The sequence below is a fragment of the Bradyrhizobium sp. BEA-2-5 genome, from assembly GCF_032918025.1.
Classification (GTDB): Bacteria; Pseudomonadota; Alphaproteobacteria; order Rhizobiales; family Xanthobacteraceae; genus Bradyrhizobium; species Bradyrhizobium pachyrhizi.
The window spans coordinates 1,016,889-1,039,575 of the sequence record NZ_CP136629.1 but is presented as its reverse complement, the minus strand read 5'-3'; the positions used below and the strand labels follow the sequence as shown (position 1 = coordinate 1,039,575).

Annotated in this window: 20 protein-coding genes and 2 tRNA genes; 8 read left to right on the top strand and 14 right to left on the bottom strand. The window is 65.1% G+C overall.

What is annotated here, in order from left to right:
- Nucleotides 1-2: 2 nt before the first annotated feature.
- The 12 genes from RX327_RS04735 to RX327_RS04680 all read right to left on the bottom strand — a co-directional run bounded on the left by RX327_RS04735 (nucleotide 3) and on the right by RX327_RS04680 (nucleotide 8,759).
- Nucleotides 3-78 (bottom strand) — tRNA-Phe (locus RX327_RS04735).
- A 140-nt stretch (nucleotides 79-218) separates the two neighbouring features.
- Nucleotides 219-401, bottom strand: coding sequence for a DNA gyrase inhibitor YacG (yacG, locus tag RX327_RS04730; RefSeq protein ID WP_028333712.1), 183 nt, complete (start codon nucleotides 399-401; stop codon nucleotides 219-221).
- Between the two features lie 189 nt (nucleotides 402-590).
- Nucleotides 591-1,220: a Maf-like protein gene (locus RX327_RS04725; RefSeq protein WP_317249630.1), complete on the bottom strand. Its 630-nt coding sequence runs from the start codon at nucleotides 1,218-1,220 to the stop codon at nucleotides 591-593.
- A 198-nt stretch (nucleotides 1,221-1,418) separates the two neighbouring features.
- Nucleotides 1,419-1,883: a low molecular weight phosphatase family protein gene (locus RX327_RS04720; protein WP_317249629.1), complete on the bottom strand. Its 465-nt coding sequence runs from the start codon at nucleotides 1,881-1,883 to the stop codon at nucleotides 1,419-1,421.
- A 159-nt stretch (nucleotides 1,884-2,042) separates the two neighbouring features.
- Entirely contained in the window at nucleotides 2,043-2,549 is a 507-nt protein-coding gene (locus RX327_RS04715; RefSeq protein ID WP_317249628.1) for a UPF0262 family protein, read from the bottom strand.
- Nucleotides 2,546-3,841: a histidinol dehydrogenase gene (gene hisD, locus RX327_RS04710; protein WP_317249627.1), complete on the bottom strand. Its 1,296-nt coding sequence runs from the start codon at nucleotides 3,839-3,841 to the stop codon at nucleotides 2,546-2,548. The genes RX327_RS04715 and hisD overlap by 4 nt, the downstream gene beginning before the upstream one ends.
- A gap of 104 nt (nucleotides 3,842-3,945) precedes the next feature.
- The gene (locus RX327_RS04705; RefSeq protein WP_317249626.1) at nucleotides 3,946-4,374 is read right to left on the bottom strand and encodes a DUF2948 family protein; all 429 of its coding nucleotides are present in this window, start codon (nucleotides 4,372-4,374) and stop codon (nucleotides 3,946-3,948) included.
- 341 nt (nucleotides 4,375-4,715) lie between these two features.
- Nucleotides 4,716-5,540 carry an alpha/beta hydrolase gene (locus RX327_RS04700; RefSeq protein WP_317249625.1) on the bottom strand — a complete coding sequence of 275 codons (825 nt, stop codon included), beginning with the start codon at nucleotides 5,538-5,540 and terminating at the stop codon, nucleotides 4,716-4,718.
- Between the two features lie 127 nt (nucleotides 5,541-5,667).
- Nucleotides 5,668-6,168: a hypothetical protein gene (locus RX327_RS04695; protein WP_317249624.1), complete on the bottom strand. Its 501-nt coding sequence runs from the start codon at nucleotides 6,166-6,168 to the stop codon at nucleotides 5,668-5,670.
- Nucleotides 6,169-6,344: 176 nt separating this feature from the next.
- Nucleotides 6,345-6,656 carry a UBP-type zinc finger domain-containing protein gene (locus tag RX327_RS04690; protein WP_193395177.1) on the bottom strand — a complete coding sequence of 104 codons (312 nt, stop codon included), beginning with the start codon at nucleotides 6,654-6,656 and terminating at the stop codon, nucleotides 6,345-6,347.
- Between the two features lie 8 nt (nucleotides 6,657-6,664).
- On the bottom strand, nucleotides 6,665-8,365 hold the full coding sequence (locus RX327_RS04685; RefSeq protein WP_317249623.1) for an FAD-dependent oxidoreductase: 1,701 nt from the start codon (nucleotides 8,363-8,365) through the stop codon (nucleotides 6,665-6,667).
- A gap of 157 nt (nucleotides 8,366-8,522) precedes the next feature.
- Nucleotides 8,523-8,759 (bottom strand): hypothetical protein, encoded by a 237-nt coding sequence (locus RX327_RS04680; RefSeq protein ID WP_152977373.1) that lies wholly within the window; start codon nucleotides 8,757-8,759, stop codon nucleotides 8,523-8,525.
- Between the two features lie 314 nt (nucleotides 8,760-9,073).
- On the opposite strand from RX327_RS04680, the gene RX327_RS04675 reads away from it, so the two are divergent.
- A tRNA-Thr gene (locus RX327_RS04675) sits at nucleotides 9,074-9,148 on the top strand.
- A gap of 190 nt (nucleotides 9,149-9,338) precedes the next feature.
- A complete protein-coding gene (locus RX327_RS04670) occupies nucleotides 9,339-10,529 on the top strand; it encodes a hypothetical protein (RefSeq protein ID WP_050382331.1) in 1,191 nt (396 codons plus the stop codon).
- Between the two features lie 176 nt (nucleotides 10,530-10,705).
- On the opposite strand, the gene RX327_RS04665 is transcribed toward RX327_RS04670, so the two are convergent.
- Nucleotides 10,706-10,831 (bottom strand): hypothetical protein, encoded by a 126-nt coding sequence (locus tag RX327_RS04665; protein WP_283809382.1) that lies wholly within the window; start codon nucleotides 10,829-10,831, stop codon nucleotides 10,706-10,708.
- A gap of 203 nt (nucleotides 10,832-11,034) precedes the next feature.
- Here RX327_RS04665 and RX327_RS04660 point away from each other — a divergent pair, with 203 nt between their 5' ends.
- The 6 genes from RX327_RS04660 to RX327_RS04635 all read left to right on the top strand — a co-directional run bounded on the left by RX327_RS04660 (nucleotide 11,035) and on the right by RX327_RS04635 (nucleotide 21,288).
- Nucleotides 11,035-11,355 (top strand): hypothetical protein, encoded by a 321-nt coding sequence (locus RX327_RS04660; RefSeq protein ID WP_317249622.1) that lies wholly within the window; start codon nucleotides 11,035-11,037, stop codon nucleotides 11,353-11,355.
- Between the two features lie 328 nt (nucleotides 11,356-11,683).
- A complete protein-coding gene (locus RX327_RS04655; RefSeq protein WP_317249621.1) occupies nucleotides 11,684-12,427 on the top strand; it encodes an outer membrane protein in 744 nt (247 codons plus the stop codon).
- A gap of 325 nt (nucleotides 12,428-12,752) precedes the next feature.
- Nucleotides 12,753-14,897, top strand: coding sequence for a methyl-accepting chemotaxis protein (locus tag RX327_RS04650; RefSeq protein ID WP_317249620.1), 2,145 nt, complete (start codon nucleotides 12,753-12,755; stop codon nucleotides 14,895-14,897).
- A 282-nt stretch (nucleotides 14,898-15,179) separates the two neighbouring features.
- Nucleotides 15,180-16,244, top strand: coding sequence for an MBL fold metallo-hydrolase (locus tag RX327_RS04645; protein ID WP_317249619.1), 1,065 nt, complete (start codon nucleotides 15,180-15,182; stop codon nucleotides 16,242-16,244).
- 185 nt (nucleotides 16,245-16,429) lie between these two features.
- The gene (gene hemA, locus RX327_RS04640) at nucleotides 16,430-17,659 is read left to right on the top strand and encodes a 5-aminolevulinate synthase (protein ID WP_317249618.1); all 1,230 of its coding nucleotides are present in this window, start codon (nucleotides 16,430-16,432) and stop codon (nucleotides 17,657-17,659) included.
- Nucleotides 17,660-17,775: 116 nt separating this feature from the next.
- Nucleotides 17,776-21,288, top strand: a complete 3,513-nt coding sequence (locus tag RX327_RS04635) for a PAS domain-containing hybrid sensor histidine kinase/response regulator (RefSeq protein WP_317249617.1) — start codon at nucleotides 17,776-17,778, stop codon at nucleotides 21,286-21,288.
- Between the two features lie 185 nt (nucleotides 21,289-21,473).
- Here RX327_RS04635 and RX327_RS04630 read toward each other — a convergent pair whose 3' ends face one another.
- Nucleotides 21,474-22,652: a YncE family protein gene (locus RX327_RS04630; RefSeq protein WP_317249616.1), complete on the bottom strand. Its 1,179-nt coding sequence runs from the start codon at nucleotides 22,650-22,652 to the stop codon at nucleotides 21,474-21,476.
- Nucleotides 22,653-22,687 lie beyond the last annotated feature (35 nt).

The window sequence follows — 22,687 nt, the reverse complement described above, 5'->3', positions numbered from 1 at the left end:
AATGGTGCCCAGGGGCGGAATCGAACCACCGACACTGCGATTTTCAGTCGCATGCTCTACCAACTGAGCTACCTGGGCATACCCGCGGGGCCGAAAAGGCCGGAGCGAGCGGGCGGTTTATAGAGAGGTCGGAGCGCCGTGTCCACCCGGCTTCGCGAAACGCTTCGCCGGCCGCGGCCCGCCCGGCGCTCTTTCCCCAACTTGTTGGGAAATCTGGGCTATTCCGGGTCCTCCGCGTCGTCCTCGCGGCCTGGGACGACATAGCGGCCGGTCAGCCAGCGGTTGAGGTCGACGTCGCGGCAACGCGCCGAGCAGAACGGGCGGAAGGCCTGCTCGACGGGCTTGCCGCAGATCGGACAGGCGCGCGGGGTGGCCGGGGGCGTTCGGGCTTGGTCAGTCATGGCTGGGCCGGAGTCTATATCAACTGGCAATCGAGGAGGCGGTCGCATGTTCCACGTTCGCCGCAGGTCACCTCCCTCTGTCCGCGGAGACAAACCCCTCACCCGACTCGCATCTGCGATGCGATGTGGCCGCTCCCACAAGGGAGAGGTGCAGAGCCGATGCGGCGCAGGAAGAATGTCCCGTCAGCGCTACACCGCGACGGAGTTGAGCCAGCCGTGGCGGATCGGAAAGCCCTCGCCGCCGAGCAGGGTCATGGTCTCGTACAGCGGCAGGCCGACGACGTTGGTGTAGGACCCCACCATCTTCACCACGAAGGAGCCGGCGATACCCTGCACGGCGTAGCCGCCGGCCTTGCCGCGCCATTCGCCTGAACCGATATAGGCCTGGATGTCTTCCTCCGACAGACGCTTGAAGCGCACGCGGGTCTCGACCAGGCGCTGGCGGAACGCCTCGCGCGGCGTGACGAGGCAGATTGCGGTGTAGACGCGGTGGTTGCGGCCCGACAGCAGCCGCAGGCATTGCGCGGCTTCGTCGACCAGACTGGCCTTGGGCAGGATGCGCCGACCGACCGCCACCACGGTGTCCGCGGCAAGGATGAAGGCGCCGCGCAGCTCGTCGTCCAGCTGCACCGATTTCAGCGCCGCATCGGCCTTGGCCCGGGCGAGGCGGTTGGCGCAGGCACGCGGCAGCTCGCCCCGCTTCGGCGTCTCGTCGACGTCGGCCGGCCGGAGCGCGTCGGGCTCGATGCCGGCCTGGTTGAGCAGCGACAGGCGACGCGGCGAACCGGAGGCAAGTACGAATTTGGGGCGGCCGAGCATGCGGGCTTTTGGGCTGAATCGGGGGGACGGACGCGGGCGGAACCTATCGGATGGGGCATGGATGCACAACCTTGGAACCGGCCGCGAATCGCGCCCCCGCCTGGAGACAAGGCCCCATAAGCACAGCTGTTTGTCAGTCTGGCGACAAGCGGCGGTTCTGCGAATCGGAACACGCTGGTCCCCTCGCCTCGCCGAGCCTCACAGGTTTGCCGCGCCGGCCTTGGCAAAGCGGCGGCGGATGCGCAGCAACAGGCCGTCGCAGACTTCGCGGTAGGCGGCGAGCTTCTGCTCGCGATTGCCGCTGGTGCCGGTGGGATCCTGCGTCGGCCAGTATTCGACCTCGGCGGCGAGTGTCCGTGTCAGCTCCAGTGCCTTGTGATGCGCCTCGGGCGAGAGCGTGATGATGAGGTCGAAATTCAGCCCTTCCCAGTCCTCCAGCTCCTCGAAGGTCTGCGGCTTGTGGCTGGAAATGTCCTGGCCGAGTTCGGCCATCACCGAGACGGCGAACGGGTCGAGCTCACCCTTCTTGACGCCGGCCGAGCGGACATAGAGGCCTCGGGGAAACATCTGTTGCAGCAGGCTTTCGGCCATCGGCGACCGCACGCTGTTCAGGCCGCATGCGAACAGCACGGCCTGGGGGTTGCGCGCGCGCGGCGCTTCCATGCGATCAGGCTTTTTTCGATCGGGGTACGCCCCCGTCAATCACCGCGTCACCGATCATGCGCCTCGTCTTCTGGCGCATGATCTCCGCGCAAACGCACGCGTTTGTCGCGACCGAAAACCGGCATCCACTTTGCGCTAACGCGGCCCTCCGGGTCGGGATCATGCGCCTTCGCCCTTCCAGTGCAGCACGGTGATCAGCGTGAACAGGCGGCGCGAGGTCTCGAAGTCGACCCGCACCTTGCCCTTCAGTCGCTCCTGGAGCGTGCGCGATCCCTCGTCATGAATGCCGCGGCGGCCCATGTCGATCGCCTCGATCTTGTCCGGGGTCGCGGTGCGGATCGCCTGGTAGTAGCTGTCGCAGATCATGAAATAGTCCTTCACGATCCGCCGGAACGGCGTCAGCGACAACAGATGCGCGACGACAGGCGAGCCGTCCTCACGGCGGATGTCGAACATCAATCGGTTGCCGGTGATGCCGATATGCAGCGTGAACGGGCCCTTGCCCTCCGCGCCCTCGGGCGCGAACAGATTCTGCTCGATCAGATCGTAGATCGCGATCGCCCGCTCATGCTCGATGTCCGGCCCGGAACGGCCGATCGACTCCTCGTCGAGCGTGACGCCGACGATGCGATTGGTGGAATCCTCGTCGTCTGGTGGCTTGTTCATGAGAGGTTGAGGCGCAATCCGACGGAACGTGAATGGGCATCGAGACCCTCGGCCTGGCCGAGAGTCATCGCGGCGGGCCCGAGCGCACGAAGCTGATCCGGCCCGCACCGCAGGATCGAGGTTCGCTTCATGAAGTCAAGCACCCCGAGGCCCGAGGAGAACCGCGCCGAGCGCGCGGTCGGCAGCACATGGTTGGAGCCGCCGACATAATCGCCGATCGCCTCCGGCGTATGGGCCCCGAGGAAGATCGCCCCGGCGTTGCGGACCTTGTTCGACAGGCCCTCGGCGTCCGCGGTCATGATCTCGAGATGCTCGGCCGCGATCGCATTGGCGAGCTCGACCGCGTCGTCGAGTTTTGCCACCTTGATCACGGCACCGAAGTCGTTCCACGAGGTGCGGGCGATCTCGGCGCGCGGCAGCGTCTTCAACTGCGCCTCGACCGCCTTTGCGACGTCGGCGGCAAGGCGTGCCGAGTCCGTGATCAGGATCGACTGCGCGCTCGCATCGTGCTCGGCCTGCGCCAGCAGATCGGCGGCGATCCAGTCGGCGTTGCCGGTATCGTCGGCAATCACCAGCACCTCCGAGGGGCCGGCGATCATGTCGATACCGACCTTGCCGAACACCAGCCGCTTTGCGGCGGCGACATAGGCGTTGCCGGGGCCGACGATCTTTGCGACCGGCGCGATCGTCGCGGTGCCGTGCGCGAGCGCGGCGACGGCCTGCGCGCCGCCGACACGGTAGATCTCGGCGACGCCGCCGAGATGCGCGGCCGCCAGCACCAGCGGATTGAGCTTGCCGTCCGGCGAAGGCACCACCATCACGAGGCGCGAAACGCCTGCGACTTTCGCGGGCACCGCATTCATCAGCACCGAGGACGGATAGGCGGCAGTGCCACCGGGCACGTAGAGGCCGGCGGATTCAATCGCGGTGTAGCGCCAGCCGAGCTCGACGCCGAGCGGGTCGGTGAAGCGCTCGTCCTTCGGGAGCTGACGGCGGTGATAGGTCTCGATGCGGTCCCGCGCGAATCTCAGGGCCTCGACGGTCTTGGGGTCACAGGCCGCAACCGCGGCGTCGATCTCGGCTGCGGTAATGCGCAGGCCGGCCGCCTCGATATCGAGCCGGTCGAACTTTTTGGTCGCCTCGAGCAGCGCCGCATCGCCGCGGGCCGCCACGTCGTCGACGATGGCGCGGGTGGCGCGCTCGACGTCGGCCGATACCTCGCGCTTGGCCGCCAGGAAATCGCGGAATCGCTGCTCGAAATCGGCGCTCTGTCGGTCCAGGCGAACGGGCATGACGGCTTTCTTAGGAGGAATTCGGGTCCCTGCTCAATGGCGCGACGGATAATGGCCGTCAACCCTGTGCGTCGTCGTCCCGGCGAGGGCCGGGGCGACGGTGACTACCCCGGCGCCACGCCGAGATCGTCGGTGCCAAGATCGGTCAATTCGCACTCCAGGCACTCGACATCCAGCCGCAGCGCCCCGCCATGGCCGAACATCAGGAGGGCGCTGCCGCCCGGCGGGTCGGAGGCATAGAACTCGATCCCGAGCAGTTCCAGGGTGGCTTCCGGGGCCTCCAGGTCGATATTGCGCGACTTGCATGCCAGCACCCGGTCGAACCTGAGCGCGGCGATCAGCCGCCGCGAGCAGGTGCCGCCCGACAGTGTCTGCTCCCAGTCCAGCCGGCTCATTCCGACCACGAGCCGCTTCTCGCCCTGCCGCCAGATGATGTCGGAGGTCTGGACTCGGGCGTCCTGGACATGGGTCGAGATCACGGCAAGGTCGTCGGCGTCGAGCGCGATCAGTTTCAGCGGCGCGGGTGGGGACATGACGGTGGTTATAACGCCTTGCGGCCCAAGAGGTACCAAGAGGTACCAAGCGGTACCACGTGGCCTCAAGGAAACCCTGCTCAAGGGAACCGGCGAGCGCACGGCCAAAATATCGAAAACAACCCCATGCAAAGGAGATGACGGCGGCGGCGTTCGACAAGGCAACTTGACACGTCGGGCAAATCAGGGGTAATTTTTCTAATATTCCGAAATCACGCACCCCTCGCTCCACAACGGCCCCCGCCAAGGGGGGAACCCTACCGTCGGTGGCTGCCTCACTTTGGAGGCGGTGAAGCTGCGCGGCGTTGTGACAAGCGGTACGACGCGCAGCGCCGGCCGCCTCAGCCCTTGAAGAACGCCAGGAGATCGGCGTTGATGGTTTCCGCGTGCGTGGTCGGCATGCCGTGCGGAAAGCCCTTGTAGGTCTTCAGGATGCCCTTCTTGAGCAGCTTGGCCGAGAGCGGCGCGGAATCGGCGTAAGGCACGATCTGGTCGTCGTCGCCGTGCATCACCAGCACCGGCACGTTGATCTTCTTGAGGTCCTCGGTGAAATCGGTCTGCGAGAACGCGACGATGCCGTCGTAATGGGCCTTGGCGCCGCCCATCATGCCCTGGCGCCACCAATTCTGGATCACCGCTTCCGACGGCTTTGCGCCGGGGCGGTTGTAGCCGTAGAACGGGCCGGCGGGGAGGTCACGATAGAATTGCGTACGGCTGGCGGCGAGCTGGGCCTGCAAGCCGTCGAACACGCTCTTGGGCAGGCCGCCGGGGTTGGCCGCGGTCTGCACCATCAGCGGCGGCACGGCGGAGAGGATCGCGGCTTTCGCCACCCGGCTCTCGCCGTGGCGCGCGATGTAGTGCACGACCTCGCCGCCGCCGGTGGAATGGCCGACATGGATGGCGTTCTTGAGGTCGAGATGCGCGGTGAGCGCGGCGAGATCGTCGGCATAGTGATCCATGTCGTGGCCGTCGGCGACCTGCGCCGAGCGGCCGTGGCCGCGGCGGTCATGGGCGACGACGCGGTAGCCGCGCGTCACGAAGTACAGCATCTGCGCGTCCCAGTCGTCCGACGACAGCGGCCAGCCATGGCTGAACACGATCGGCTGGCCGGAGCCCCAATCCTTGTAGAAGATCTCGACGCCGTCTTTGGTGGTGATGGTGGGCATTTGAATTGCTCCTCTTGTATTCGTCATTCCGGGGCACGCGCAGCGTGACCCCGGAATCCAGATATTGGATTGCCAGATTCCGGGTTCGACGCTGCGCGTCGCCCCGGAATGACGACGGCTTGTCGGATCAGGCGAACGCCATCGGTCTGAAGCGGCGCCAGGCGCCGATGGTCAGCACCACGAAGAACACCAGCACGATGCCCTGCACCACGGCGAACACCGGACCGGACGGCGGCGCCGGCGGCACGGCCGGTGCGAGGGCGGCGAGCGCCGGCACCTTCAGGAACGACTGAATGACCAGCACGAAGACGTTGAAATAGAGCGAGATCATCGCGGTCACGATATAGACCGGGCGCCAGGCGCCCTTGAGCTGCATCGCATAGAGTGCAATGCAGGCGATCGCGAGCAGCACCAGCGAAAGCCCGCCGATGATGTGCGACGGCAGCAGCTTCTCGGTCACCAAAGGCGGGATCACGAAGCCGGTGGCGCTGGTCAGGATCGTCAGCACGAGGAAGATCGCGGTCAGCCCCGGCATCGCGCGCGAGCCGAGCAGCCCGAACATCACGAGCACGCCGGCGACGATTGCAATCAGGCTGATAATGACGTGCACGAGCACCAATGTCGTCATGTGGCGCACTCCCCGTTGAGACCCGCGTGCGAGGTTACGACGCGTGACGGAAAATTGCTACATGCTTCGATGGCAGGACGGCCGACATCTCATGAAGAATTTTGCCGGCGCCGGCGATTGCTGAAAATTTTCGCACGTATGTCACACGATGCGGCACGTGCGCCGTGTAAGAAGCCTCATCGATCATAGCGCGGGATCGGTCCGTTATGCGGCGTCTTGCGCTTCGACAGGTCGAACAGCACCTCGTCGACATAGCACCAGCCCCAGCCTTCCGGCGGATCGTAGCCCTCGATCACGGGATGGCCGGTGGCGTGGAAATGCGCCGTCGCATGCCGGTTCGGCGAGTCGTCGCAGCAGCCGACATGGCCGCAAGTGCGGCAGATGCGCAAATGCAGCCAGCGGCTGCCGCTCTTCAGGCATTCCTCGCAGCCGAGCGCGCTCGGCGTGACATCCTGGATGCCGGCGATATGGATGCAGCCTTTCGACATCATGCCTCCTACAGCGTCGGACTGCCCGCGTCGCCGAGATAGCCGTGCAGGGACGCCACGACCTGCGCGCCCTCGCCGATGGCGCCGCCGACGCGCTTGACCGAGCCGGAGCGGACGTCGCCGACGGCGTAGACGCCGGGCACCGTGGTCTCGAGCAGCGGCACGGCGCGCGCGCCTTCGCCGGTCTGCACGCCGGTCATCACGAAGCCGCCGCGGTCGACCTGCACGCCGCAGCCTTCGAGCCAGCCGGTCGCCGGATCGGCGCCGACAAACAAAAAGAGATTGCGGATATCCATGGTGAACTCGTCGGGCGCGAGCCGGCTGCGCCAGCGCACCCGCTGCAGCGTCTCCGCGCCGTCGAGCCCGATCATCTCGGTGTTGAACATCAATTCGATGTTCGGTGTCGCTTCGATGCGCTCGATGAGATAGCGCGACATGCTGGCGCCCAGGCCGCCGCCGCGGATGATCATGTTGACCTTGCGAGCATGCGCCGACAGGAACACCGCCGCCTGCCCCGCGGAGTTGCCGCCGCCGACCAGCACGACATCCTGGTTGGCGCAGAGCCGCGCCTCGACCGGCGAGGCCCAGTACCAGACGCCGCGTCCCTCAAAGGCATCGAGATTGTCGATCTCGGGCCGGCGATAGCGCGCCCCGCTGGCGACCACCACGGATTTCGCGCGCAGCGTATGCCCGCACGCGGTGTCGAGCACGAATGCGCCGGACGCTTTCGTGCAGTCGAGCGATTTGATCGAGACCGGGATCAGCATGTCGGCGCCGAATTTCTGCGCCTGGGTGAAGGCACGCGCGGTCAGGGCCTGGCCCGAGATGCCGGTCGGAAAACCAAGATAGTTCTCGATCCGCGCGCTGGCGCCGGCCTGGCCGCCGAAAGCGCGGGAATCGAACACCGCAACCGACAGGCCTTCCGATGCCGCATAGACCGCGGTGGCAAGCCCGGCCGGGCCGCTGCCGACCACGGCGACATCGTAGAGTTTTTCATGCGCGCTGTTGCCGATCATGCCGAGCGCCATCGCAAGCGCGGTCTCGGAAGGATTGCGCAGCACCGTGCCGTTGGGACAGACCACCAGCGGCAGCTCGGCGCGCGTCGGCGAATAGCGCGCGACGAGGTCGGCGGCATCCTTGTCGGTCTCGGGGTCGAGCAAGTGGTGCGGCTGGCCGTTGCGCGCCAAAAAATTCTGCAGCGAGGCCATATTGCCGACCGAGGCGGGGCCGATCAGCACCGGCCCGCCGGCGCCGCCCTGGATCAGATTGACCCGGCGCAGGATCAGCGCCCGCATGATGCGCTCACCGAGCTCGGCCTCGGCGACCAGCAGCGCGCGCAGCCGGTCCGACGGCAGCAGCAGCGTCTCGACATCGCCCTCGGCCCGGCCGTCGACCAGCGCCGGCTGGCCGGAGAGCTGGCTGAGCTCGGCCAGGAATTGCCCCGGCCCCTGGTCGATCACCGGGGTGACGTGGCCGAGCCCGTCGCGCTGGGTGATCGCGACCAGGCCCTTCAGCACGACGAACATGCCGGGGCCGGGCTTGCCGGTCTCGAACAGCAACTCGCCATCCTGGTATGCGCGCGGCTCGCCGAAGCGGCGCATCCGCTCGATCTCGTGCGCGGTCAGGGTCGGAAAGGTCTGCTCATGGCGCGGGAAGGCGTAGGCGGTTGCGCTCAGCCGGTTGATTGTCGTGTCTTCTACTACAGCCATGCCGGCGACCCGCTTCTCTTTGCCTACGTTCGTCATTCCGGGGCGTGCGAAGCACGAACCCGGAATCTCGAGGTTCCGGGTTCGCTTCGCGCCCCGGAACGACGTACCCTCATCACTTGCGCCATGCGGAAGTTCTCATTGGATCAGAACCGCGGCTTTAGCCTGTCACTTTGCCAGGCTCGCTTCCGCCATCGTCGTCCAGCGAGCCGTCATCTACCGGGCCGCCATCTAGCGAACCATGGGCGGCTTCGGAAGAGGCCGCATCATCACGACCGCGCGCCTGCGATTTCCGCCGCTTCAGGTTTTCGCGCAGCGCCAGCTTGAGACGATCCTGTCGTGAATCCTTCACGCGGGCTCCGGCCTGCCCGCCGCTTCTGTCCTGATCGCCTGTCATTGCAAAACTCTCGAACCGCCGCCGCCCTGCGCGAGGTGAGCATAGCCAATGGCGGGTGCCCGCGCACCCTGCCCGGTCGGCCAGTTGCGGCGATATGATTCGGCGGCAAGCGCAAATCGGAATAGTTTCGGCGCGATCGGGAACCCAATCCGGCCGAAATCGGCCAGATTGGCCGGAATCAACGGCGAGGCCGTCGATTTCTGCCGATTTCAAGGGCGACAGGGGCGCTGTTTCGCTTGCGCCAAAGGGAGGCCTGTGGCAAGAACCGCCCGCTTGGACGGGCCCTTGGGGCCGATTCAATTTTTCCCGGGCATGCTGCCGTAGCTCAGTGGTAGAGCACTCCATTGGTAATGGAGAGGTCGACAGTTCAATCCTGTCTGGCAGCACCAGCATCTTCATCGCACTGCGACTGAGCCGAAGACCTCCCCGCCCGCCCTGATCCCACTACCCCCTCGACAGCCCTCCGTCCTGAAAATCTACTTTTGGTTGATTTTCGGCCGGAGCTATACTTCTATGTAACTGTAGTTACATGGCGAATTTCAAGACTCCGCAATACGATTGGGAATTGGGGGATTTCACGTGCGCATCAAAACCTTGCTGCCGACGGCTCTTGCGCTGTTGGCATCCTCGTCCGCATTTGGCTTTGAGTTGGTCGATATTGAGCGTGCTTCGGGCTCGCCGCCGGTCATAAGAGCCTTCGACAGTCCCAGGGACGTCTTCGAATACGATCTCAAGGTCCGCAATCTCTGCGACAATGCGCAGAGCTTGAACAACGTGGCGTCGGGCTGGGTCGGAGCGAAGCGAACCGGCAACATATTCCAGGATGGGTTCAATATTCACGACAAGTCTGTCGCCCTGGCGGCCGTGGTGACCTTCCCGAACGCCAAGAGCAACGAGACCAAGCAGGTCAAAGTGCCGATCATAGCGAAAGCCAACTTTGGCGACGTTCAAATTCAGAACTGCGAAGGCACCATCATCACCGACGTTCCGGCGAACGCGAAAGTAAGGCTGCACTTTGAATACAAGCAGTCGGACACCATTCGATTCAACGACCCGACGAAGTTTGTGAGCGGGATTGCGACGGTCGGCACCAGTGCCGTCGCGTTGGGCTCCTTGGCCACGGGCACCGGTATTGGATCGGCGATCGTTCCTGTCGTCTCCTATTTGGAGAAGAACAGCAACGCCATCACCACGCTCAACAACGGGGTGAACTCGATCATGGCGTCGTTTGCGGAAACCAGATCGCCCGATCCCAGGCAGTATGAGATCAGGTCAACCGCCAGCAACATCAGCTACAGAAGCGGTCGAAAGACCGTCATCTCGATCGACAAGATCGTGCGTGACACCGGGCCGGATATTGACGGCGGAAACGGCTGGCTCGGAGTGGACAGGGCCTTTTCCGATCGCTACGGCGAGCTTCAAAGCCAATTCAACAATGCCCAGAATGCGGTTGATTCTCCCTGGTCGGCAAATCTGCCCAAGTTCTGCGCCAAGCTCAGAAGCTATGTGGATGGAGCGACCAAGGGAGACCGCTTCGCCTCGGCTCTCGGTATCGGATTTCACGCCTTCTACAACTCGACGGAGTATGGCGGGAAAACCTGTCTGAACTCATGGGAAATCGTCGCTCTGAAGGCGCACCACTTCGCTCCGCCGTTCCCTGGTGCCTGGCCGACCAATGCGACGCCATCCGCACCCGCGGTCGCTGCACGGTCTTTGCCAAGGCCGCCCGGCGCATCTGCCCGAATGGCCAACGCTCTCGCTTCACGCTGATGATCTGAACACACCCAGTCGGCGCCGAACGGAGGCGCCGGCAGGACGTGGCTACCGCCTCTCAGGGAGGATTATGCGATCCGGTTCCGGCGGCTACCGCCGGGCCTCAGCCGTCACGTGACCGCTCTATTATGACCGCTATCCGCGCAATCGGCCCTTCGCACCGCTTCCGCGGATCAACGCGCCAGCAGCGCGCCCATCCCGCCGATCGTCAGCACGACGTAGAACGCGAACACACTGCCGACCCATTTCCAATCGATCTGATCGTGTGCGGGGCTGAGGCTTTCGATGATGCCGTGCATGATGGTTTCCTTTCAGAAGCGTTTTCGAGCGAAGTGGGCACCCCTTCGCGTGAAGAAAACGCGTCAAAACAAGAATCTGGAGCCCCGTTCCGATTCAATCGGAACGGAAAAGGCTCTAGAAGTCGCCTGCGTGGCGTATAACCCGCGCCTCGAGCACGTCATGTGACTCACTTCACATTTTGCCATCGCGGAGCGGACCAAGCGTGACCGGCCCAGAACTGAAGAAATTGCGCGAACATCTCGGCGAGGCGCTGGGCCGCGAGCTGACGGCGGCTGACATGGCCAAGCTGTGCGGGTTATCGGCCGCCGGCGGCGCCGAGAAGCTGCGCAGATGGGAAGTCAGCGGCCCGACCCCGAAGGTTGCCGCCCTGCTGCGCGTGCTCGCGATGGCGAGCGAGCGCTATCCGATCCTGGAGAAGTTCGACATCTTCGATCGTCATGACGTTCCGGTCAGGGATCGCGCCGCGCGCCGCCAGGCGTTCCGCGAGCAGATGCGCGACGATGTGCGCAAGCGACTGGCCTGAAGCGCGACGAGATTGAGTTGAATCGTCAGCGCGCTTCAGCTCCTTGTTCGAGCATGATCGCTTCGGAAAACCGCTTCGCACTTTTCCGGATCATGCTCCAGCCGGCGGCTTGGTTAACAGGAACGCGGCTCGCGCGCACCGCGTTAAGCCTTGCTTCATTCCGCCTTAAGCGTTCGTTAGGCACAACAAAACGTTTCGCCGCAAAGGCTGCGACTTAACGCTCCGAGCAGCGTTCCGGTGACTGCATTTTATTCAAATGCGGTCTAAGGCGTCGCCGTGGATGGCGCCATTCACGCTGCGCCTCATGACTTGTCCGGAGACTGCCCCCATGAAGAAGTTCCTGCTCGCAACCGCCGCCGTCGCGGCGGCCGTCGCTGCCTTTGGCGCGACCGCCAACGCCGCCGATTTCAACCGTGGCTATTATCAGAAGGCGCCCGCGCCTGTTTACGCCGCTCCGCTCTACAACTGGACCGGCTTCTATCTCGGCGGCCATCTTGGCGGCGTGTTCTCCCAGAACAACAACTTCAACGGCCTCGCGCTGTCCGACTCCGACGCCCGCTTCATGGGCGGCGTGCAGGCCGGCTACGACTGGCAGCTGTCGCCGATGTGGGTGATCGGCCTCGAAGGCCAGTATTCCTGGGTCGGCGGCCATCAGCTCAACGCGATCTTCCCGGGCGGCTACGTCTACAACAACGACCAGCGCGGCCTCGGCTCGATCACCGGCCGCGTCGGCTACACCTGGGGCCCCGGCCTGCTCTACGTGAAGGGCGGCTATGCCTATTCGGACAACAACGAGAAGGTGACCGTGGGCGGCGTGCCGACCGGCTTCATCATCGACGGCGATCACCGCAACGGCTACACCGTCGGCGCCGGCCTGGAATACATGTTCGCCCCGAACTGGTCGGCCAAGGCCGAGTACCAGTACTACGACTTCGGCGACAGCCGCTTCGCCGCGCCGGGCGCGCTGGTGCCGGTCGGCAGCTTCCACAACGACGAGCACACGGTGAAGGCGGGCCTCAACTACCGCTTCAATCTCGGCAACCTCGGCGGCCCCGCTTACGGCCGCTACTAGAGCCATCCCCGTTCCGATTGCATCGGAACGGGGGCTCTAGATCCCTTGACGCGTTTTCTTCACGCGAACCGGAAACCCACTTCGCTCGAAAACGCTATTGAGAACACACCCACAACCAACAGTGGAAAAGGCCGGCGCAAGCCGGCCTTTTTGCATCCGATCGCGTGCATCGATTCCGCGCAGCGAACCGAGACGTCGCCACTGCGCGGCAGCCCTGAAAAATCCCGCAGATCGTCGCAATTTTCCCGATTTTGTTAACCGGCCGCACCGATACTCCCGCGCCGGGGAAACATCCAAGAGTAGTGGGCCAGGGGGCACAGGGGCAATGGCGTTTCGGTTCAAGCTCGGCAAACCAAATCTCAAGCGTATCCATCTGCCGCAGATGGGCGTCAGGGGCAGCCTGTTCGCGGCATTCGCTGTCATCGCAGGCATGGCGCTGGTGATCAGCGCAGGCGCCGGCATCGTGCTGCATCGGCTCGGCGGCACCATGACCGATCTCTCTGGCCGCGACATTCCGCGGCTTGCCGCGAGCCTGCAACTGGCCGCGCAAAGCGCTTCGCTCGCGGCGCAAGGCCCCGGCCTGCTCGCCGTGCAGAGCGAGGACGCGCTGAACGATCGCACCAGGAAGGTGCAGGACGTCGCGCGGCTCACCAACGCCAAGCTCGGCGAGATCATCGAGCTCGGCGCCGACAAATCCGTGGTCAGCGCGCTGCAGGAGAACGTCAAGAACACCGACGAGGCCACCAAGAGCCTAATCTCGGCGGCGCGCGAGCGGCTCGAGGTCGGCGCGCTGCGCGACAAGCAATACAACGCGCTGCGCAAGGCGCAGGCGGCGTTCGTCTCCGCCGCAAGTTCCGCGATGCTCGACGCGCAGACCCGGCTCAACGCCATCCTCGCCGCGGCCGAGGTGTCCGCGGACGACGCCACTGAAGCTGCCCGCACCGTCGGCCAGATCAGCAACGTGCTCGCCGCCGGCAATCTGATGGCCGCCGACATGACCGCGGCGCTGTCGGCCAATTCCAGCGAAACGCTCGATGCGATCGAGGCCGAGTTCAAGGCCGGGCGCGAACGCGTCAAGTCCAACCTCGAGGACTTTCCGAACAATCCGGCGATCGTGGCCGTGCGCGACACCGCCTCGCGGCTGCTGGTGCTCGGCGAAGGCAAGACCGGCGTGTTCAATCTGCGCGAGAAGGAGCTCGACTCCATCGACTATGGCCAGACCATCCTGGACGAGACCCGCAAGCTCAATGTCGGTCTCGGCATCAGCGTGCAGCAGCTCGTCGACGGCGTGCAGAAGGAGACCAACGCCTCGACCTTCCAGGCGCGGCAGGAGATTTCGCTCGCGACCATGGTGATGATCGGCCTCGGCGCGCTGACCCTGGTCGGCTCGGCGCTGTTCGTCTGGCTCTATGTCGGACGCAGCATCCTGCGCCGGATCGGCGGCCTGCAGCGCTCGATGCAGCTGTTGTCCGACGGCGACCTCGACACCGAGATCCCGCAGAGCCGCCAGCGCGACGAGATCGCCGTCATGGCCGACGCGCTGCAGGTGTTCCGCGAGAGCATGGTCGAGAGCCGCGAGCTCACGGAAAACCAGAACAAGGACCGCAGCGCCAAGGCGGAGCGCGCCTCGCGCATGGAAGCGCAGATCGTCACGTTCGAATCCAACGTCCGCAGCGCGCTCGGCAGCCTGCAGACCGCGGCGAATTCGATGCAATCGACCGCGCAGAGCATGTCGAACACCGCCGACCAGTCCAACGCGCTGGTGAACGCGGTCGCCTCCGCCGCGGAGGAAACGTCGGTCAACGTGCAGACCGTGTCGGCCGGCACCGAGCAGCTGTCCTCCTCGATCCAGGAGATCAGCCGCCAGGTCGTCACCTCGGCGGAGATCGCCCGCAAGGCGGTGGAGGAAGCCAGCGCCACCGACAGCACGATGCAGGGGCTCGCCGACAATGCCGCCCGCATCAGCGTCGTCGTCGACCTGATCCAGACCATCGCCTCGCAGACCAACCTGCTCGCGCTCAACGCGACCATCGAGGCGGCGCGCGCCGGCGAGGCCGGCCGCGGCTTCGCCGTGGTCGCCTCCGAAGTGAAGAGCCTGGCGAGCCAGACCGCAAAAGCGACCGAGGAAATCCGCCAGCAGATCGTCAGCATGCAGGAGGTGACGACGACGGCCGTCTCGGCCATCCGCAACATCTCGAGCACGATCGGCGAGATCAACGACGTCACCACGACGATCGCAGCCGCGGTCGAGGAACAGGGCGCCGCCACGCGCGAAATCGCCCGCAACATCCAGCATGCCGCCGGCGGCACCAGCGAAGTCTCCAGCAACATCGTCGGCGTCTCCACCGCGTCCGCCGAAGCAGGCGCTGCGGCAAGCGACGTGCTGAGCGCCTCGGACGCGCTCCGGCGCGAGGCCGACGTGCTGCGCTCGGAGATCGACGGCTTCCTGTCGAACATCCGCGCGGCGTAGATTGCGCGCGAAATTGCAGCCCTGACCTCCCCTTGAAAAGGGGAGGTCGCTTTGCTCTTCAGAGCAAAGCGGGTGGGGATCCGCTCTCTCGGCTTGCAGCGTCGCCTGCGGCTGACCCCCATCCCAACCTTCCCCCTTTCAGGGGGGAAGGAGAAGACAGAACCCGGCTTGCGCTTCGTTTGATCCGGGCTACGGAATTCCGGCGATTTCCCATCGCTTTCTCCGGACGACTATCTGATTTTTCGGCTGGCGCGGCGGGCAATGTGCCGCTAAGCCCGTAGCATGGACAAGAAGACCGACCCCGTGCACTCCTCGGCCGAGGCCCTGCGCTACCCCTGGGACCAGCATCCCGGCCACGACGAGATCGTCGAAGTCAGGCCCGGCGTGTTGTGGGCGCGGCTGAAACTGCCGTTCCGCCTCAACCACGTGAACATCTACCTGCTCGCCGACGGCGACGGCTATGCCATGATCGATGCCGGCTTCGGCAACGAGGAGACGATCGAGGCCTGGACCAAGCTGTTCGATGGACCGCTGAAGGGCATCAACATCACGCGCCTGATCGTCACCCACTCCCACCCCGACCATGTCGGGCTTGCAGGCTGGGTGGTCGAGCGGTTCGACTGCCCGCTGGTGATGTCGCAGGTCGAATATCTGCAATCGGTCTATCACCAGAACCGCGGCACCGAGGAGCGGCGCGAGGCGCAGCGGCTGTTCTTCCGCCGCCATGGCATGGACGAGTCGCTGACCGAGAAGCTGCTCGGCCGCGGCCAGGATTATCTCAAGCGCGTCTCGGTGCTGCCGCCGTCCTACCGCCGCATCTCGCATGGCGACGAGGTCGTGATCGGCACGCGCCGCTTCAAGGTGATCACCGGCGGCGGCCACGCGCTCGACCAGGTCATGCTGTATTGCGCCGACGACAAGCTGTTCCTCTCCGCCGACCAGGTGCTGAGCAAGATCTCGCCCAATGTCAGCGTCTGGGCAGTCGAGCCCGACCAGAACTCGCTCGGCGAATACCTGGCCTCGCTCGCGAGCCTCACCACCACCCTGCCCTATGATCTGCTGGTGCTGCCCGGCCATGGCGTGCCGTTCTATGGACTGAAGACCCGCATCAAGCAGCTCGCCGACCATCACGAGGAGCGCTGCCGCCTGATTGCGGAGGCCTGCCGCGAGATGCCGCAAACCTCGCGCGCCTTGGTGCCTGTCGTGTTCAACAAGCACGTGCTGGACGAGCACCAGATGGGCTTTGCCGCCGGCGAACTCGTCGCCCACGTCAACTATATGATCGTCGAGGGCCGGCTGACGGCCGAGATGCACGCCGACGGCATGCTGCGCTTCAAGACGACCTGAGCCCCGGCCGGGCGGCAAGCGTCGCCCGGCGATATGACCGAAATCGAGCCGAACGGTCCCCAGCTAGGGCAATTTGCCCAACTGCGGCGCATGCCCAGATGTGGGTCAATGCATGGACATTAGAGCTGGAAAAGCTCTAAGAAGAAGCAGTCATTCCGGTCAGGTTCCGCTTTCTGGGTTTGCCGATGGATTACAGCCAGTTCTTCAATACCGCCCTCAACCGCCTGCATGACGAGCGGCGCTACCGGGTGTTCGCCGACCTCGAACGGATCGCGGGACGCTTCCCGCACGCCACCTGGCATTCGCCGAAGGGCAAGCGCGACGTCGTGATCTGGTGCTCCAACGACTATCTCGGCATGGGCCAGCACCCGAAGGTGGTCGGCGCCATGGTCGAGACCGCGACGCGCGTCGGCACCGGTGCCGGCGGCACCCGCAACATTGCCGGCACGCACCATCCGCTGATCCAGCTCGAAGCCGAGCTCGCCGACCTCCACGGCAAGGAAGCCGCGCTGCTGTTCACCTCGGGCTATGTCTCGAACCAGACCGGCATCCCGACCATCGCAAAGCTGATTCCGAATTGCCTGATCCTGTCGGACGAGCTCAACCACAATTCGATGATCGAGGGCATCCGGCAGTCCGGCTGCGAGCGGGTCGTGTTCCGCCACAACGACGTTGCGCATCTCGAAGAGCTGTTGAAAGCGGCCGGCCCCAATCGGCCGAAGCTGATCGTCTGCGAGAGCCTCTATTCCATGGACGGCGACGTCGCGCCGCTCGCCAAGATCTGCGATCTCGCCGAGACGTATGGCGCGATGACCTATGTCGACGAAGTCCACGCCGTCGGCATGTACGGCCCGCGCGGCGGCGGCATCGCCGAGCGTGACGGCGTCATGCATCGGATCGATATCGTCGAGGGCACGCTGGCAAAAGCCTTCGGCTGCCTCGGCGGCTACATTGCAGGCCGCGCCGAGATCATCGACGCCGTGCGCTCCTACGCGCCGGGCTTCATCTTCACCACCGCGCTGCCGCCGGCGGTCTGCTCGGCCGCGACCGCCGCGATCAAGCACCTGAAGAGCTCGAACTGGGAGCGCGAGCGCCACCAGGACCGCGCCGCCCGCGTCAAGGCGATCCTCAATGCCGCCGGCCTGCCCGTCATGTCGAGCGACACCCACATCGTGCCGCTGTTCGTCGGCGATCCCGAAAAGTGCAAGCAGGCCTCCGACCTCCTGCTCGAAGAGCACGGTATCTACATCCAGCCGATCAACTATCCGACCGTCGCCAAGGGCACTGAGCGCCTGCGCATCACGCCCTCGCCCTATCACGACGACGGCCTGATCGATCAGCTCGCCGAAGCGCTGCTCCAGGTGTGGGACCGCCTCGGCCTGCCGCTGCGCGAGAAGTCGCTGGCAGCGGAGTAACCCTATCCGTTTCCGACCCCTAATTTGGGCCGGCCGTGCATCGCGCGGCCGGCCCTTTGCGTTATAATCCTGACAACCGGCCCTTCCCCAGCGGCCGGGACAGGAGATGAGCAGCGATGCTGCACGACTGGGGCGTAATCGCCACGGCGTTCGCCTACATCGGATTGTTGTTCTTCATTGCCAGCCGCGGCGACCGCACGTCGCCCGGCGAGCGCGGCCGTGCCAGCCAGTGGATCTATCCGCTGTCGCTGGCGATCTACTGCACCTCCTGGACCTTCTTCGGCTCGGTCGGCTTCGCCACCCGCACCTCGACCGACTTCCTCGCGATCTATCTCGGCCCGATCCTGATGATCGGGCTCGGCGCCGGCGTGTTGCGCCGCGTGATCCAGCTCGCCAAAACCCACAACATCACCTCGATCGCCGACTTCATCGGGGCCCGCTACGGCAAGAGCCAGGCGGTGGCGGCGACCGTCGCGCTGATGGCGATCATCGGTTCGGTGCCCTACATCGCGCTCCAGCTCAAGGCGGTTGCCTCCTCGCTCGAGACGATCCTGAGCGAGGACCAGGCCTTCTCGAAAATCCCTGTCGTCGGCGACGTGGCGCTGATGGTGACGCTGTCGATGGCCGCCTTCGCGGTGCTGTTCGGCACGCGGCAGACCGATGCCACCGAGCACCAGCACGGCCTGATGCTGGCGGTCGCGACCGAATCCATCATCAAGCTGATCGCCTTCCTCGCCGCCGGCATCTTCGTCACCTTCTGGATGTTCTCGCCGCATGAGCTGATCGAGCGGGCGATGAAGACGCCGGAAGCGGTGCGCGCGATCAACTATTCGCCGTCGATCGGCAACTTCCTGACCATGACGCTGCTGTCGCTGTGCGCGATCATGCTGCTGCCGCGCCAGTTCCACGTCAGCGTGGTGGAGAATTCCTCCGATGCCGAGGTCGGCCGGGCGCGATGGCTGTTCCCGCTCTACCTCGTCGCCATCAATCTGTTCGTGATCCCGATCGCGATCGCCGGCCTCGTGACCTTCCCGTTCGGCGCCGCCGATCCCGACATGTACGTGCTGGCGCTGCCGATGGAAGGCGGCGCCGATCTGCTCAGCGTCGTCATCTTCGTCGGCGGCCTGTCGGCGGCGACCGCGATGGTGATCGTCGAATGCGTCGCGCTCTCCATCATGGTCTCGAACGACCTCGTGGTGCCGCTGGTGCTGCCGCGCAGCGACGACGCCAGCGCCGGCCAGAAGGACTTTGGCGATTTCCTGCTGAAGGCGCGCCGCTTCTCGATCTTCGCCATCATGGTGATGGCCTATTTCTACTATCGCGCGCTCGGCAATACCCAGCTCGTCGCGATCGGCCTGTTGTCGTTTGCCGCGATCACCCAGCTGGCGCCGGCGTTCTTCGGCGGCCTGTTCTGGCGCAGAGCCACCGCGCGCGGCGCCATCGGCGGCATGCTGGTGGGCTTTGCGGTGTGGCTCTACACGCTGTTCATTCCGAGCTTCATGGATTCCTCGACGGCCGGCATCATGCTGCTCCAGCACGGCCCGTTCGGCATCGAGGCGCTGCGGCCGCAGGCGCTGTTCGGCGCCGACCTGCCGCCGCTGATGCACGGCGTCATCTGGTCGCTGTCGCTCAACATCCTGACCTATGTGCTGCTGTCGCTGGCGCGCCAACCGTCGTCCATCGAGCTGTTGCAGGCCGATCTGTTCGTGCCCAATACGCTCGCACCGATCTCCCCGAGCTTCCGCCGCTGGCGCACCAGCATCACCGTGCAGGACATCCAGACCACGGTGGCGCAATATCTCGGACCCGACCGCACCCGCGAGGCCTTCGCCTCCTTCGCCGTCGACCGCAACATCGTGCTGCTGGCGTCGGCGCCGGCCGATTTCGAACTGCTGCAGCACGCCGAGCACCTGATCGCGTCCTCGATCGGCGCGGCCTCCTCCCGCCTCGTGATGTCGCTGCTGCTGCGCAAGCGGACGGTCTCCGCCAAGGCCGCACTGAAGCTGCTCGACGACTCGCACGCGGCGCTGCATTTCAACCGCGAGATCCTCCAGACCGCGCTCAACCACGTGCGCCAGGGCATCGCCGTGTTCGATGCCGATCTGCAACTGATCTGCTCCAACCGGCAGTTCTCTGAATTGCTGGGGCTGCCGCAGCATCTGGTGCAACTCGGCATCCCGCTGTCCGAGATCCTCGAATTCATGGGCGCGATCAGTCCGCCCGCGGCCGGCGACGGCGACAGCCTGCTGCAGGCCCGCCTGCGCGCCTACACTACCGAGGGCGAGCCTTATCTGGAACGCTTCACCGACCGCCATCTGGTGATCGAGGTACGTGCCAACCATATGCCCGGCGGCGGCTTCGTCATCACTTTCACCGACGTCACGCCCACTTTCGAAGCCGCGGAAGCTCTGGAGCGCGCCAATGCGACGCTGGAAAAGCGCGTGCGCGACCGCACCGAGGAGCTGACGCGGCTGAACTCCGAGCTGGCACTGGCCAAGAGCGCGGCGGAAGACGCCAGCATCTCCAAGACGCGTTTCCTCGCCGCCGCCAGCCACGACATCCTCCAGCCGCTGAACGCGGCGCGGCTCTATGTCACGAGCCTGGTCGAGCGTCAGCACGAAGGCGAAGAGACGCGGCTGGTCGAGAACATCGACGAATCGCTGCAGGCCATCGAGGAGATCCTCGGCGCGCTGCTCGACATCTCCAGGCTCGATGCCGGCGCGATGACGACCTCGATCTCGAGCTTCAAGATGGCCGATTTGATGCGCTCGCTGGAGATCGAGTTCGCGCCGATCGCGCGTGCCAAGGGACTGGAGCTCAGCTTCGTGCCCTGCTCGCTGCCGGTCGAGTCGGACCGGCTCTTGCTGCGGCGCCTGCTCCAGAACCTGATCTCGAACGCGATCAAGTACACCCCGCGCGGCCGCGTGCTGGTCGGCTGCCGCCGCCGCGGCGCCTCGCTCAAGATCTGCGTCTACGATACCGGCGTCGGCATCCCCCCGGTCAAGCGCGGCGAGATCTTCAAGGAATTCCATCGCCTGGAGCAGGGGGCGCGGATCGCGCGCGGCCTGGGTCTCGGCCTGTCGATCGTCGAACGGCTGGCGCGGGTGCTCAACCACCGCATCGCAATCTCGGCCAATGTCAGCGGCGGCTCGGCGTTCTCGGTCACCGTGCCGGTCGCGACCGCAGTCAACCATACTGCGGCCGTCACCACCGCGACGCCGCTGTCGAAGACGCCGATGAGCGGCGCACTGATCGTCTGTATCGAGAACGATGCGGCCATCCTCGACGGCATGCGCACGCTCCTGAAGGCCTGGGACGCCGAGGTGATCGCGGTGCTCGACGCCGACGGCGCCATCAGCGCGATCGAGGCCGCCGGCGGCCGCGTCACCGGCCTGCTCGTCGACTATCACCTCGATCGCGGCAACGGCATCGCCGCCATCCGCGAGATCCGCCGCCGCTTCGGCGACGCCATCCCTGCGATCCTGATCACCGCCGATCGCAGCCCCGCCGTGCAGGTCGCCGCGCGTGAGGAGAAGGTCGCCGTGTTGAACAAGCCGGTGAAACCGGCCTCGCTCCGCGCCCTGCTCGGACAGTGGCGCACCCAGCAGATGGTCGCGGCGGCGGAGTAGCGCGCGGCGGCGCAATCCGGGCGCGCATCTCGCTTTGGATCATGATGCAATTGGATCGAATCGCATCATGAAGGCGCCGCAAGGACACTGCGCTCCCTCCCGCAAGCGCGAGAGGTGAAGCGAGCCTGCGGAGTGGCCGGCTCAACCGAAAATCACATGCTCCAGCAAGATCGCCAAGCGTCGGTTCAGTTCGGTCCCATTCCGGCCGACGCCGGGTGCCCTGGCACCTGAAAGCGCTTGCCTGTGTCGGTAACGTTGGTTCCGTCGACCTTGAGGATCGAGAAATCCTGGCTGAGGTAGTTCCCGACCAGGATGTATTTTCCGTCAGGCGTGAAGACCGCGGCCTCAGGCAGTCCACCGACTTCGATATCTCCGGTCTTGGTCACTTTCTTGCCGTCGATCTTCAGGACCGAGACGCTGCCGTTCTTCTCATGGAAGAACGCATTCTTCATGTTCGAGCCGCGCAGGATCACCGAGACTGCGAGATCCCCCTTCGGACTGACGGCAAGCCCCTCCGGCCCATCGCCGACCACCACGCGATCGATGATGCGCGGCGGCTTCGCTTCGAGATCGATGACGCTGGCCGTGTCGACGCTGCCGTCCGACGCGCCTGCGTTGCCATTGTCCGACGTCAACGCGATCTTGCTGTTCGGGGCCACTGCGACATTGTAAGGCCATTGGCCGGCCGGCAGGTCCATCTTGGTGTAGGTGACCTTGTCGCCGGCGATATCGAGCACCGATATCTTGTGCGCGGGAAAACGCACGGCCAGCGCGTGCTTGCCGTCAGGCGCGAACACGGCATGCGCGACACTGTCAGGCATCGATATCGTGTCGGTGATCTTGACGTCAGTGCCGTTGACCGAAAGTACGCTGATCGAATTGTCCCCGCGGTTAGCGACCAACGCCATCTTGCCATCGGGACTGAAGCTCAATCCCGATGGCTGCTTTCCGCCGGCAATGGTCGCGGCCAGCTTGGGCGGGGTCGCCTTGAGATCGATCACATAGATCTTGTTATCCGGCACCTGCTTCAGAGCGTCGCCTTCCTTCACCACGTCGACCGAATCCGCGACCAGCGCCACGGTTCCGGTCGGATCAATAGCGACGTTGACCGGGGGGCCGACTACCGAGTTCTTCAATGGGAGAGAAGCCGCAATCTTCGGGTTCTCGGGATCGGCGAGATCGACGATCAGCACTTGATCCTTGCCGGGCGCTGACAACACCGGCTTGCCGTCGTCGTCCCACAACAGCTTCTCATCCAGGCCGACGATCATCAGCGGCTTGGCCTGAGCACAATTGAAAGAGCTGGTACCGAGAAGGACTGCCGCAGCCAGAGATAGTCCGGCGACGCGAGTGACGGAAATCATGGCGTTCTCCCCAAAAGCACGCGGCCTCTCACGGG